This is a genomic window from Pedobacter steynii (genome assembly GCF_001721645.1).
GTDB lineage: Bacteria > Bacteroidota > Bacteroidia > Sphingobacteriales > Sphingobacteriaceae > Pedobacter > Pedobacter steynii_A.
Genome location: NZ_CP017141.1, coordinates 2,411,089 through 2,424,930 on the forward strand (window position 1 = coordinate 2,411,089; position 13,842 = coordinate 2,424,930).

Here is a 13,842-nt window from a genome sequence, read left to right on the forward strand (position 1 = left end):
AGCGTATAAATGGATCATTGAACTCATAAAAACAACATACCATGAAAAAATTAATCAGCGGAGTATTAATGGCATTAGCCATTGGAATGCTTTACTCTTGTGTGAATCCGGTAAATGATAAAAAAGTAACGATAGCTTATGTAAACTGGGCGGAAGGAGTAGCGATGACTCATTTGTCTAAAATCTTACTGGAAAAAGAAGGATATAAGGTCGACTTAAAAAATGCAGATGTAGCACCGGTATTCGCAGCCGTTGCAGGAGGGGATGCAGATGTATTTCTGGATACCTGGATGCCGGTAACACATAAGGAATATATAGACAAATTTGGAGCTAAGCTGGAAATGCTGGGAACCAATTTCAAGAGTGCAAGAATCGGTTTTGTGGTTCCTGATTATGTGAAAATCAATAGCATTGAAGAACTGAATGTGAATATGGCGATGTTTGATGGCAAAATAGTGGGTATTGATGCGGGGGCTGGAATCATGAATAAAGCAGAAATTGCGGTTAAAGATTATGGTTTGAAGCTGGAATTGCAATCGGCAAGTGAGGCGGCAATGCTGGCAGTCTTGAAGAAAAGTGTTGATGCAAAACAGCCTGTTGTAATTACGGGGTGGTCGCCACATTATATTTTCAGTACTTATAAACTTAAATTTCTGAACGATCCTAAAGGAATTTTTGGAGCAGTGGAATCCATACAGACTGTGGCTAATAAGGATTTTGTAACCACAAACCCTCAGGTGACGGCTTTTTTTAGAAACTTTCAATTGGATGATGCAGAGCTAGGTTCATTAATGGCTGCTATGGAAAGTAGTAATGATGAGAAAGCAGCAGTTGAAAAATGGCTGGCTGAGCATGCGGAGCTGGAAATGCAAATGAGGTCTTTCCTGAAATCTGAGGACAAGTAGTTATACTTAATTCAAAAAAAAATAGGCCTGGGGGTAATTCTTTTAGGCCATTTTTTTTGTAGATCAGGAAGAATGGTTCTCTCCTGATTGCTTCGTGCCGGATAGGTTATAATTAAAGTTGTAGTTCATTTATTTAATTATTTATTATCAATATTGATTAACTATTAATTATTATTTAATATATTTGAATTACAATATGTTGAGTAATTATGAAAATAAGTGTTGTTACAGTTGTTTTTAATAACGTGGAGTTTATTGAGGAATGTATCTTGTCAATAGCTGCTCAGGACTATCCTTATATAGAATATATCGTAGTGGATGGGGGATCAACGGACGGAACAGTTTCTGTTATCAATAAACACTTGAAGCACATTTCTTATTTCTGTTCGGAAAAAGACGAGGGACTATATGATGCTTTAAATAAAGGTATTGCGCTGAGCACCGGAGAGGTGGTAGGTGTATTACATGCGGACGATTATTTTCCGGATCCGAGCATTCTCAGTGAAGTGGCAAGCTACTTCAAAAAGTATCAGTGCGAGGGAGTCTATGGCAATGTAAACTTTATACAAAGGCGCTGGCCTTCTGAGTTGAGAAGAAAATGGATTTCAAAAGTTTATCAAAGAAAAGACTTCAGGTATGGCTGGATGCCAGCACATCCTTCCCTTTTTTTAAAAAGGACCTTATTCTATTCTTTAGGAGGGTATTCTCTGGATTATGGGACCTGTGCAGATTATGAGCTGATATTGAGGTATTTTTACCGAAACCGTATTGAGGCGGTATTTATGAATAAGGTCCTGGTGAATATGAGGTTGGGTGGATTGAGTAATGGATCTTTCCGGAAAGTAAGCCGGGCAGCAGCTTATGATTATAAGGCTTTGGTTGCCCATAAAATCCCCCATCCTTTTTTCGTACTACTGCTAAAAAAGCTTAGAAAAGTAAGACAGTTTTTTTAATCGGATTCAAATGGAATGCATTGGCTATTTTATCTTTAGTTTCTTGTTGGTCGCATTGTTGATTCCGGTAGTGATTCGCCTTTCCTCACTTTTAAGTCTATATGATCAGGCTGATGTTTATCGGAAAAAACATAATGGTGAGATCTCGAGACTTGGTGGGGTTGCCATCTTTATTGGTTTAATGAGTAGCATTTTATTGTTTCTGGATTGGGGAGGTTTAGATCTGGCTTTTACTTTTGCTTCCTGTATTCTTTTATTCACTCTGGGGCTGAACGATGATATCTGTGGAGTAAGTCCGTTCTTGAAATTTATTGTCCAATTGATATCTGCTCTTGTTCTGTTACTGTACGGCGAGTATGAGGATATTGGGTGGATTCCCTTTTTAAGTGTTTTTCTTTTTGTCCTGCTTAGCAACGCTTTTAATCTGATTGATGGTCTGGATGGTCTGGCCGGAACCATAGGAGTGTTTGTGAATCTTTGCTTTGGTGTGGTGTTGTTTCTTGGTGGCGATCGAGGCATGGCCGCGATTGCTTTTGCGTTGTCGGGATCGCTTACAGGCTTTCTGTTTTATAATTACCCGCCAGCAAAGATATTTATGGGAGATTCCATGGCTATGGTTACTGGTTTGATTTCAGGAGTGATGAGCTTAAGGGTTATTAAAGTGCTAAACACTGGAGAGATTAGCTTTCTTTATTCGGGTTCATCCGCCGCTATCGTGTTTGTTGTATTGATGGTACCTGTTTTTGATTGCCTGAGGGTATTTTTAATCCGGATCTTGCATGGTAAATCACCTTTTGAAGGAGATAGGGGGCATATCCATCACCGTTTGAAATTATTGGGATGTACTGACAGACAGGTTGTCGTGGGCTTACTTTTTTTTAAGATAGGTACGCTGGGACTCACCTTGTTACTGCAACATCTTGGTAGTTTCACGCTGATTTCTTTGCAGCTTTTCATTGCGGGTTTGATTAATGGCCTAATCACTTTTGTGATCCGTAAGACTGCAGACAAAAATTACCGTTTAAGGGATGTTCTGCTTAAGGATACCTTAAATATCAGAGGAAGTTAATCGTTGCGTAATTTTTAATATTCTATCCTGAAATACTACCTCTGCTATAAAGAATATAGGTACTTTTGCGCCGTGATTTATAAGGCCAGAAAGGCATTTGAATGACAATACCAACAAAACAGCAGATAGAAATGAATATAGCAATTAATGGTTTTGGTCGAATTGGCCGTATATTCTTACGAGCGGCAATTGAGAAAAGCATCAATGTTGTTGCCATCAACGATTTAGGTGATCCGGCGGCACTGGCGCACTTATTTAAGTATGATACGGTGCACAGAGGATTTAAAGGAACAGTTGCTTTTGAATCAGATGCCTTAATTATTAATGGAAAGAAAATTTGGGTATTTTCAAAATCTAAGCCTGAAGAACTTCCCTGGAAAGAACTGGAGATTGATTTGGTACTGGAGTCTACTGGTAAATTCATTAGCAGGGCCGGAGCTGGGTTGCATTTGGTAGCTGGTGCTAAGCAGGTATTAATTTCCGCGCCTGCTGCGGATAAGGATATTCCGATGGTTGTACTCGGGGTAAATGATGAGGTAGTAGACTTGAAATCGCCAATACTTTCCAATGCTTCCTGTACCACTAACAACGTAGCGCCAATGGTGAAGATCCTTGATGATAACTGGGGAGTACAGGAAGGTTATATTACTACCGTTCACTCTATGACCGGAGATCAAAATCTGCATGATGGTCCGCATAAAGATTTAAGAAGGGCAAGAGCCGCTTCGGCTTCTATTATTCCTACAAGTACAGGTGCTGCAAAAGCAATTACTAATATCTTTCCTCACCTGGAGGGAAAATTAGGTGGTGCGGGAATCAGAGTTCCGGTATTGAATGGTTCTCTGACGGATTTTACCTGTCTTCTGAAATCTCCGGCAACTATTGAAGAAATTAATGCAGCTTTTAAAAAGTCTTCAGAAGATGAACTGAAAGCTCTGGTGGAATATACGGAAGATCCGATTGTATCCGTTGATATTTTAGATAACCCGCATTCCTGCATCTTTGATGCACAATTAACTTCTATTGTGGGGGATATGGTTAAAGTGGTGGGCTGGTATGATAATGAATCGGGGTACTCTGCCAGATTGGTTGATCTGATTCAAAAAATTGAAAAAGTAAATGGTTAAATATATATCAGCAGGGCAAACGTTGCCTTTGCGTAGTCTGGTGTTAAGAAATGGGCTGCCAGAAGATCAATGTATCTTCCCTCAGGATGAGGTAACAGGAACTTTTCATATCGGTTATTTCGATAAAGATCAGCTGGTGTCGATAGCGACCCTTTTTCCTGAGGATCATCCCGAATATGGTTCAAAGGGTTTCCGGCTGCGTGGAATGGCTTCTGATCCGGTCTTTGCAGGTAAAGGTTACGGTGCGGCACTCATAAAATTTGTAATTGATGAGCTGACATCCGCTAATGCTGCTTATATTTGGTGCAATGCACGTAGTTCTGCCGTTGCTTTTTATACTAAGCTTGGCTTTACCATGATCTCCGAAGAGTTTGAAATAGCAGGTGTAGGCCCTCATTTCGATATGATCCGGTTGCTGGATGTAAAATAAAAGACAATAAAGCCATAACTCTAAACAATAACAATAATGAAAACAATAGACCAATGTAATTTCAAAGATAAGAAAGCCTTAATCAGGGTGGATTTTAACGTTCCTTTGGATGCTGACTTTAACATTACAGATGACAAGAGAATGCGTGCGGCATTACCTACCATTACTAAAATCTTGAACGATGGTGGTTCGGTAATTCTAATGTCTCACCTGGGGCGTCCTAAAGGTGGGCCTGAGGATAAATATTCTTTGAAACATATTTTAGGCGATCTTTCCAGGATGCTGGATTTGGAGGTGAAATTTGCGGACGATTGTATCGGTGCACAAGCCGTGGATAAAGCCAAAAATCTGGAGCCGGGACAAGTATTGTTATTGGAGAATCTTCGTTTCTATAAAGAAGAAGAGAAAGGCGACCGCGAGTTTGCAGAAAAGTTGTCCAAACTTGGAAATGTATATGTAAATGATGCTTTTGGTACGGCACATCGTGCGCACGCCTCTACATCAATCATTGCAGAATTTTTCCCTAACGATAAATACTTTGGCTATTTAATGGCTGAAGAATTGAAAAATGCAGAAAAAGTAAATCATGGTGCAGTGAAACCTTTCACTGCAATTATGGGTGGGGCTAAGGTGTCTGATAAGATTTTACTGATTGAAAGTTTATTGGATAAAGTTGATAATCTGATCATCGGAGGAGGAATGGCATATACATTTGCCAAAGCTCAAGGTGGAGAGATCGGTACTTCCCTGCTGGAGGAAGATAGAATGGCACTTTGCCTGGAGTTGTTAGATAAAGCGAAAGCCAAAGGAGTAAATTTATATCTCCCACTTGATACCACTATTGCAGATAAATTTGCAAATGATGCGGAGAAAAAGGATGTGGATACAGGTCATATTCCTGCCGACTGGATGGGATTGGATATTGGTCCGAAAACCGTTGAATTGTTCTCTGAAGTGATTAAGAATTCAAAGACCCTGCTTTGGAATGGCCCGATGGGTGTATTTGAAATGGCTAATTTTGAGCATGGAACCCGTGCAGTTGCAAATGCAGTTGTGTCTGCTACTCAGGATAATGCGGCGTTTTCGCTGATTGGTGGAGGTGACTCTGCTGCGGCAATCGCTAAATTTAATTTGGAAGATAAAGTAAGTTATGTATCTACCGGGGGTGGTGCATTGTTGGAGTATATGGAAGGTAAAGAGTTGCCGGGAGTAAAAGCAATCAATGACTAGTTTTTTTGACTAAATTTAGGACAGGCGTTTCGTTTTTGACGAAACGCCTGTTTTTTTTACCACCTTGATTTAGGCCTTTTTAGCCCTTTAAAGCGGCAAAAATCTTGGTACGAAATATGTTGATAATTTTTTGTGGTAGAATGTGGTAAAAAGTGGTAGAAATATCTATTTTTACCCTACATAAAAAGTGCACATATAAAAATGGTTCAACTGTTAGGAGAATTTGATTGTAAATTGGATGCGAAAGGCCGCTTGATGGTTCCTTCGTCTCTGAAAAAACAATTGCCCAACGTTGAGCAAGAGGGACTTGTGATTAACAGAGGTTTTGAAAAGCACCTGGTAATCTATCCTAAAAAAGTATGGGAGGGAATCGTGGAAGAGTTAAGTAAGTTGAATCCATACGAACAAAAAAACAGAGAATTTATTCGGTATTTTACCCGCGGCGCGACGGAATTGACTCTGGATGCGACTGGAAGGGTGAATTTGCCTAAGTCTTTATTGGAATCTGTAGGCATTGAAATCAGTGCTGAACTGGTATTGGCCTGTCAGTTTGATAAGATCGAAATCTGGTCCAAAAAAGCTTATGATGCTTTGTTTGATAAAGAGCCTGAAAACTTTGCAATGCTTGCAGAAGAAGTGATGGGCAATAAGAACAGGAGGAATGATGGAGAATAATTACCACATCCCTGTAATGTTAAAAGAATGTATCGATGGTTTGAATATCAAACCTGATGGTGTATATGTGGACGTGACCTTTGGTGGTGGCGGACATTCAAGAGAAATCCTGAAGCATTTAGGTAAGGACGGAGTGTTGATCGCCTTCGATCAGGATCCTGATGCCCAAAGGAATAAGATTGATGACCCACGTTTTATTTTTGTAGACCAGAATTTTGCCTTTATTAAAAATAACCTGCGCTTGCTGGGTTATAAAGCAGTAGATGGAATTCTAGCCGACCTTGGCGTTTCTTCTCATCAGTTTGATGTGCCGGAAAGAGGTTTTTCTACCAGGTTCGAATCTGATCTGGATATGCGTATGGATAAACAAGGCGCTTTAACGGCTGCTGAAGTTTTAAATACCTATACAGAAGACAAGCTTCATAAAATTTTCGGAATCTATGGCGAAGTGAAAAATGCTAAATCACTGGCCCGCGCCATTGTTACCGGCCGTGTGGAACAGCCGATTAAAACACTTGCTGATTTTAAAAGAGCTGCAGGTGCACATATTCCGAAAGGAAAAGAGCATAAATATATGGCTCAGGTGTTTCAGGCTTTACGCATTGAGGTCAACGCAGAAATAGAGGTGCTGGAGAATTTTTTAATGCAAACTGCTGATGTGTTGAAAACAGAAGGCCGTTTGGTGGTGATGTCTTACCATTCTCTGGAAGACAGACCAGTTAAAAATTTTATAGCAAAGGGGAAATTTAAAGGTGAGGTGGAAAAAGATTTTTATGGGAACGAACAAAAGCCCTTTAAAATCATCACCCGAAAAGCGGTGATAGCGGATGCTGAAGAGCTGGAACGCAATAGTCGGGCAAGGAGTGCCAAACTCCGGATTGGAGAAAAGCTATGAATAACGAGTTCAGGCATCATATAGAAGAGGAGGATTTGGAACCTGAAGAAATTCAGATCAAGAAACCACGGAGGAAAGAAAGAGAGCCTGAAGGTGAAAAAGCGTTCTTTAAAAAGTTATTTACCGAAGGTGTAGTAACTAAGGAAGCGGCAACAGATATGTTACCGTTTTTACTGTTTTTATCTGTTTTGTGTATGCTGTACATTGCAAACAGCCATATGGCAGTGAAGAACATTAGAAATATTGATAAGTTAAATAAAGAGGTAAAAGAGTTAAGCTGGGAATATAAGTCGCTAAAAGCTGATCTGATGTTCAAAAGCAAATTAACTGAAGTTGCAAAAAAGGTAGATACATTGGGAATTAAGGAATTAACCGAACCTCCTAAAAAAATTGTAATAAACACTAATGAACATTAGAGCAAACATATTATTGCGTGTTTATCTGTCTTTCGGACTGATTGTACTGCTTGCCGTGGCGGTATTGGTCAGACTATGCGATGTACAGTTTGTAGAGGGGCAAAAATGGCGTGCCATGGCCGATAGCCTCTCTACTAAGTATATCAATGTGGAAGCTGCACGTGGAAATATCTATTCATCAGATGGAAGCTTGCTGGCAACTTCTATTCCAGAGTATGAATTGAGGATGGATTTGTTTGCCGGCGGAATAGATGATGATAAGGTGTTCTATGGAAAAGTGGATTCTCTGGCGCTTAAACTATCTCAGTTTTTTAAAGATAAAACGCCTAAAGAGTATTCACGTTACCTGCGTTCAGCAAGACAGGATAGCGCACGTTACTTGCTGATTAAACGTAAAATTGGCTATCAGGAATTGAAAACGATCAGAACATTTCCGTTGTATAACATCGGGAAATATTCAGGTGGTTTAATTGCCGTGCAACAAAACAAAAGAATCAAGCCATTTAAATTCCTGGCTTCCCGGACAATTGGCTATAAAAACGAGAACGTTGCCAATGGAGTAGGACTGGAAGGCGCTTATGGAAACTATATCAATGGTGAAAGTGGTAAAAGGTTAGTTCAGAGAATTGCTGGCGGTGTTTGGATGCCGGTAAATGATGAAGCTGAAGTAGCACCAAAAGAAGGGGCTGATATTATCTCAACCATCGATATCAATATGCAGGATCTTGCTCAAACAGCTTTGGAAAGACAGTTGAAACTTAGTGATGCTGATCATGGAACTGTAATTCTGATGGAAGTGAATACTGGTGAGGTAAGGGCTGTGGCGAATTATACGCGGGTATCTGAAGGTGTTTACGAAGAGAAGTTTAATTATGCAATTGGTGGCAGCCAGGATCCGGGATCTACGTTTAAACTGGCTTCCTATATGGCACTTTTAGAAGATAAAAAAGTCGATACCAATACATTGGTTGAAACTGGTGATGGTTTTTACCGGATTCCAGGACATACGATTAAGGATTCGCATGGTGGAATTGGTACGGTTACGGTGATGAAAGCCTTTGAGCAATCTGCAAATACAGCCATTGCAAAATTGGTGAATATCCATTATAAAGATAATCCTTCCCAGTTTACAGATCATTTGTATGATATCCATATGAATGAGAGGTTGGGCTTGCAAATTCCGGGTGAGACTAAACCGGTAATTAAAAATCCTTCAAACAGGAGCTGGAACAAAAATATGACCCTGCCACAGATGGCTTACGGTTATGAAATGCAGATTACGCCACTTCAGATGCTGACCTTTTATAATGCAGTAGCAAATGATGGAAAATACATTGCGCCAATCTTTGTAAAGGAGATCCGCAGACTCGGAAATCCGATTGAACAGTTTAAAGCGAGAGTGATTAGTGAAAGGATCTGTTCCGAAAAAACAGTAAAAAAATTACAGGCGATGTTAGAGTCGGTTGTGACTAAAGGAACAGGTAAGCTAATGGGCTCTCCGTTTTATAGAGTTGCAGGAAAAACAGGAACAGCACAGGTTGCTGATGGTAATAACGGGTATAAGGCAAAGAGAAGTTATCAGGCTTCTTTCTGTGGTTATTTCCCGGCAGATAAGCCGAAGTACTCCATTATGGTTGCTATCAATGGTCCTAAGAATGGATATTATGGTGCTACAGTAGCAGGGCCGGTATTTAAAGAGATCGCAGACCGCATTTACGCAAGTGATATGCAGATGTATAACAATGTAAAAGACCACTTTGTAGGGAATACGAAAAATCCTGAAGCGAAAGCAGGTCAGAGTAAAGCGGTTAAAAAAGTATATAGTGCTTTAGGGATTAAGTCTCTTTATGCGGCGAAGTCTACGTATTTCAATAGCATTGATACCAATAATGGGGTGGTATACGAAGAGTATAACTCCATCAAAGGGATTATGCCAAACGTAAATGGAATGGGTTTAAAGGATGCGTTGTACCTTTTAGGGAACGTTGGATTGAAAACAAAAGTGATTGGAAGTGGGAAAGTGTTTAGTCAGTCCATCCCTTCAGGAAGTAAAATAGGTAAAGGATTGGCAGTGCAATTAGAATTAAGATAATATGCAGTTACAGGATGTTTTATATGGAATAGCAATAACAAACCTAGTTGGTGTAACCAACAGGGAAGTGACTGCGCTTACTTTTGATTCCCGTCAAATCATTAAGGATGCTGTGTTTTTTGCAATTAAAGGAAGTTTGTCTGATGGACATAAATATATAGCAGATACCATTAATGCAGGTGCATCAGTGGTAGTTTGTGAGCAGATTCCTGAACTTACCCAGGCAGAGGTGACTTATATTCAGGTAGAAAATACCTCGGTAGCCTTAGGGGCAATGACAGCTAATTTTTACCATAACCCATCTTCAAAACTGAAATTGATTGGGATTACAGGTACTAATGGTAAAACGACTATTGCAACAATATTATTTAAATTGTTCCGTGAGCTGGGCTTTAGCGTGGGCTTGATTTCGACTGTTCAAAATCATATTAATGATACAATTATTCCGGCCACACATACCACACCAAATCCAGTTGCCTTAAATGAGCTTTTGCAGGATATGGTGGATGGAGGCTGCGAATATTGCTTTATGGAGGTTAGTTCTCATGCTGTTGTTCAACATCGGATCGAAGGACTAACTTTTGCCGGTGGAGTGTTCTCAAATATTACGCATGATCACCTTGATTTTCATAAGACGTTTGATAACTACATCAAAGCAAAAAAAACATTTTTTGATGGACTTCCGGCTACTGCATTTGCATTGACCAATCTGGATGACAGGAATGGAATGGTGATGTTGCAGAATACCAGAGCTACAAAACAAACTTATGCGTTAAAGCAACTTGCTGATTTTAAAGCAAAGGTTGTAGAGAACAGCTTCAATGGACTGCACCTGGATATTGATCATTCAGATGTATTCTTCAAATTGGTGGGTTCTTTTAATGCTTATAATCTGTTGGCAGTGTATGGGACAGCAGTATTGTTAGGTCAGGATAAGCTGGCTGTATTGACTGCTTTAAGTAACCTGACCGGCGCAGAGGGAAGATTTGATTACATCACCTCCAGTCAGAATATTATAGGAATTGTGGATTATGCACATACTCCGGATGCAGTTCAGAATGTGCTCAGCACAATTCAGGATATTAGAAAAGGCACAGAACAAGTGATTACCATCATCGGGTGTGGTGGTGACAGAGATAAAACAAAACGGCCGGTAATGGCTCAGGTGGCCTGCGACTGGAGTGATAAGGTGATCCTGACTTCGGATAATCCGAGATCAGAGAATCCGCAGACAATTGTAGAGGAAATGGAAAAGGGCGTGTCGCCAACCAATAAACGTAAGACGTTGAGTATAGTGGATAGAAGAGAGGCGATAAAAACGGCTTGTCATTTAGCGAGACCAGGAGATATCATCCTGCTTGCCGGAAAAGGTCATGAGAAGTATCAGGAAATCAATGGTGTAAGGTATCATTTTGATGATAAGGAAATATTAACGGAACAACTAAACTTAATCAGCTAATGTTATACTACCTGTTTGAATATTTAAATCAGCATTACGATTTCCCTGGATTGAGGTTGTTTCAGTACATCACTTTCCGTACTTCATTAGCGGTAATTATTTCTTTGATCATTACTACAGTATATGGTCGCAGGATTATTGATTATCTGCAAAAAATGCAGGTAGGTGAGACCGTGAGAAATTTGGGGCTGGAAGGACAAATGCAAAAACAAGGAACGCCAACAATGGGTGGAATCATGATTCTTTTGGGAATTCTGGTGCCTACACTTTTATTGGCGAATCTTTCTAATATTTATGTGTTGCTAATGATCATCACCACCGTATGGATGGGGATTATCGGTTTTGTGGATGATTATATCAAGGTCTTTAAGAAAAATAAAGAAGGCTTAGCCGGAAGGTTTAAGATTGTCGGGCAGGTTGGTCTGGCTTTAATCATTGGATGGACGATGTATTTCAATCCAAATATTGTGGTGAGACAAACGGTAGATGAATCCGGAATCTCAAAAACCACGGCCCCAATGGTATTGAGGCAAAAAGGAGAAAGCTTTTACTATACTCAGGATGTGAAATCTACCCTGACAAATGTGCCTTTCTATAAAAATAATGAGTTTGATTATGCTAAAGTCCTTAAGTTCCTGGGTGATGGCTATGAGAAATATGCGGTATTTGTATTCCTGTTGTTTGTGGTGATTATCGTAACCGCGGTCTCCAACGGAGCGAATATTACAGATGGGATTGACGGCCTGGCAACAGGTACTTCGGCCATTATCGGACTTACACTGGGCTTATTGGCTTATGTATCCGGTAATACCGTGATCGCTGATTACCTGAATATCATGTATATTCCTAACTCGGGAGAGCTGATGATTTTTGCAGGTGCTTTTGTGGGTGCGTGTGTTGGCTTTTTATGGTACAACTCCTATCCTGCACAGGTGTTTATGGGAGATACCGGAAGTCTTGCCATCGGAGGGATCATCGCCGCATTCGCAATTATGATTCGTAAAGAATTGTTAATCCCGGTTTTATGCGGTGTATTCCTGATAGAAAACCTATCGGTAATTATCCAGGTGAGCTATTTTAAATATACCAAAAAACGTTTTGGAGAAGGTAGAAGGGTGTTCCTAATGTCTCCTTTACACCATCACTATCAGAAAAAAGGATACCATGAGGCTAAGATCGTTACCCGTTTCTGGATCATTGGAATTCTACTGGCTATTATTACCATCATCACTTTAAAACTAAGATAATGGAAAATAAAAGGATAGTTGTTTTAGGTGCCGGTGAAAGCGGTGTAGGTGCAGCAATGCTAGCGCAGAAACATGGATTTGATGTTTTTGTGTCTGACTTTGGCGCCATAGCTTCTCAGTATAAAGAGCGTTTGCAGGAGCTGAATATCTCATTTGAAGAAAAACAACATACCCTAACGGAGATCTTAAGTGCTGCAGAAGTGATTAAGAGCCCGGGAATCCCTGATGCTGCTCCGGTCATTGTAGCGTTAAAAAAGAAAGGAACCCCCGTAATTTCTGAGATTGAGTTTGCGAAGAGGTATACCGACGCCAAAACGATCTGTATTACAGGTTCTAATGGGAAAACAACGACGAGTATGCTGACTTATCATATTCTAAAAAAGGCAGGTTTGCATGTTGGGCTGGCAGGAAATATAGGAAATAGCTTTGCGGCTTTGGTAGCTACAGCTGATTTTGATTGGTATGTACTGGAAATATCGAGCTTTATGTTGGATGATATGTATGATTTCAGAGCGGATATAGCTGTTTTATTAAACATTACTCCGGATCATCTGGACCGATATGACTACAAATTAGGAAACTATGCTGCATCGAAAATGCGCATTGCCCAAAATCAGGGTAGTAATGATACCTTCATCTATTGTGCCGATGATGAAGAGACGATAAAGGCAATGAAACACATCAGGTTTAATTCAAAAATGTACCCCTTTTCTATTCGAAAACAAATCGAAGAAGGAGCATACCTGGAAAGTAACAACATGCATATCAATATAAACCATAAAGACCCATTAACCATGTCCATCATAGAACTAGCGTTACAAGGCAAGCATAATATTTATAACTCTATGGCCTCTGGCATAGTGGCAAAGGTATTAGAGATCAGGAATGCTACCATTCGCGAGAGTATGGGGGATTTCAGAAATATTGAACACAGATTGGAGCATGTGGCCAAGATCTCGGGTGTGGAGTATATCAACGATTCTAAGGCAACGAATGTAAATTCTACCTGGTATGCCCTGGAAAGTGTGAATACGGATGTAATTCTGATCATGGGTGGCGTGGATAAAGGAAATGATTACGATATGCTGAAGGATTTGGTCCGCCAGAAAGTAAGGGCGATCATTTGCCTTGGAAAAGATAATAAGAGGATTCATGAGGCTTTTGAAGATGATGTGGAAGTGATTGTAAATACTTTTTCTGCAAATGAAGCGGTTCAGGTTTCTTATCATCTGGCTAAAAAGGGAGAAACGGTATTGTTATCTCCGGCCTGTGCAAGTTTTGACCTGTTCAAGAATTATGAAGACCGAGGCAATCAATTTAAGATGGCTGTGAAAGAATTATAGA

At 40.1% G+C, this 13,842-nt stretch carries 13 protein-coding genes; all 13 read left to right on the forward strand.

The features are described 5' to 3' along the window. Window positions 1-41: 41 nt before the first annotated feature. The 13 genes from BFS30_RS09945 to murD all read left to right on the forward strand — a co-directional run bounded on the left by BFS30_RS09945 (window position 42) and on the right by murD (window position 13,841). Complete coding sequence (locus BFS30_RS09945) at window positions 42-905, forward strand: glycine betaine ABC transporter substrate-binding protein (protein ID WP_069379153.1); 864 nt, start codon at window positions 42-44, stop codon at window positions 903-905. Between the two features lie 209 nt (window positions 906-1,114). Next, window positions 1,115-1,858 (forward strand): glycosyltransferase family 2 protein, encoded by a 744-nt coding sequence (locus BFS30_RS09950; RefSeq protein ID WP_069379154.1) that lies wholly within the window; start codon window positions 1,115-1,117, stop codon window positions 1,856-1,858. A 10-nt stretch (window positions 1,859-1,868) separates the two neighbouring features. Further along, window positions 1,869-2,927 (forward strand): glycosyltransferase family 4 protein, encoded by a 1,059-nt coding sequence (locus BFS30_RS09955; RefSeq protein ID WP_083252010.1) that lies wholly within the window; start codon window positions 1,869-1,871, stop codon window positions 2,925-2,927. A 131-nt stretch (window positions 2,928-3,058) separates the two neighbouring features. Further along, window positions 3,059-4,054, forward strand: a complete 996-nt coding sequence (gene gap / locus BFS30_RS09960) for a type I glyceraldehyde-3-phosphate dehydrogenase (RefSeq protein WP_069382373.1) — start codon at window positions 3,059-3,061, stop codon at window positions 4,052-4,054. Next, entirely contained in the window at window positions 4,047-4,484 is a 438-nt protein-coding gene (locus BFS30_RS09965; protein ID WP_069379155.1) for a GNAT family N-acetyltransferase, read from the forward strand. The genes gap and BFS30_RS09965 overlap by 8 nt, the downstream gene beginning before the upstream one ends. Before the next feature lie 36 nt (window positions 4,485-4,520). Then, entirely contained in the window at window positions 4,521-5,714 is a 1,194-nt protein-coding gene (locus BFS30_RS09970) for a phosphoglycerate kinase (RefSeq protein ID WP_069379156.1), read from the forward strand. Window positions 5,715-5,915: 201 nt separating this feature from the next. Next, the gene (gene mraZ / locus BFS30_RS09975; protein WP_069379157.1) at window positions 5,916-6,389 is read left to right on the forward strand and encodes a division/cell wall cluster transcriptional repressor MraZ; all 474 of its coding nucleotides are present in this window, start codon (window positions 5,916-5,918) and stop codon (window positions 6,387-6,389) included. Then, window positions 6,379-7,284 carry a 16S rRNA (cytosine(1402)-N(4))-methyltransferase RsmH gene (gene rsmH, locus BFS30_RS09980; RefSeq protein WP_069382374.1) on the forward strand — a complete coding sequence of 302 codons (906 nt, stop codon included), beginning with the start codon at window positions 6,379-6,381 and terminating at the stop codon, window positions 7,282-7,284. The genes mraZ and rsmH overlap by 11 nt, the downstream gene beginning before the upstream one ends. Then, entirely contained in the window at window positions 7,281-7,700 is a 420-nt protein-coding gene (locus BFS30_RS09985; protein ID WP_069379158.1) for an FtsL-like putative cell division protein, read from the forward strand. Before rsmH ends, BFS30_RS09985 begins: the two co-directional genes overlap by 4 nt. Beyond that, window positions 7,690-9,792: a penicillin-binding protein gene (locus BFS30_RS09990; RefSeq protein ID WP_069379159.1), complete on the forward strand. Its 2,103-nt coding sequence runs from the start codon at window positions 7,690-7,692 to the stop codon at window positions 9,790-9,792. Before BFS30_RS09985 ends, BFS30_RS09990 begins: the two co-directional genes overlap by 11 nt. Window position 9,793: 1 nt before the next feature. Further along, window positions 9,794-11,251, forward strand: a complete 1,458-nt coding sequence (locus BFS30_RS09995) for a UDP-N-acetylmuramoyl-L-alanyl-D-glutamate--2,6-diaminopimelate ligase (RefSeq protein ID WP_069379160.1) — start codon at window positions 9,794-9,796, stop codon at window positions 11,249-11,251. Next, window positions 11,251-12,498, forward strand: a complete 1,248-nt coding sequence (mraY, locus tag BFS30_RS10000; RefSeq protein WP_069379161.1) for a phospho-N-acetylmuramoyl-pentapeptide-transferase — start codon at window positions 11,251-11,253, stop codon at window positions 12,496-12,498. Before BFS30_RS09995 ends, mraY begins: the two co-directional genes overlap by 1 nt. Further along, window positions 12,498-13,841, forward strand: a complete 1,344-nt coding sequence (gene murD, locus BFS30_RS10005) for a UDP-N-acetylmuramoyl-L-alanine--D-glutamate ligase (RefSeq protein WP_069379162.1) — start codon at window positions 12,498-12,500, stop codon at window positions 13,839-13,841. Before mraY ends, murD begins: the two co-directional genes overlap by 1 nt. Window position 13,842: the final 1 nt, after the last annotated feature.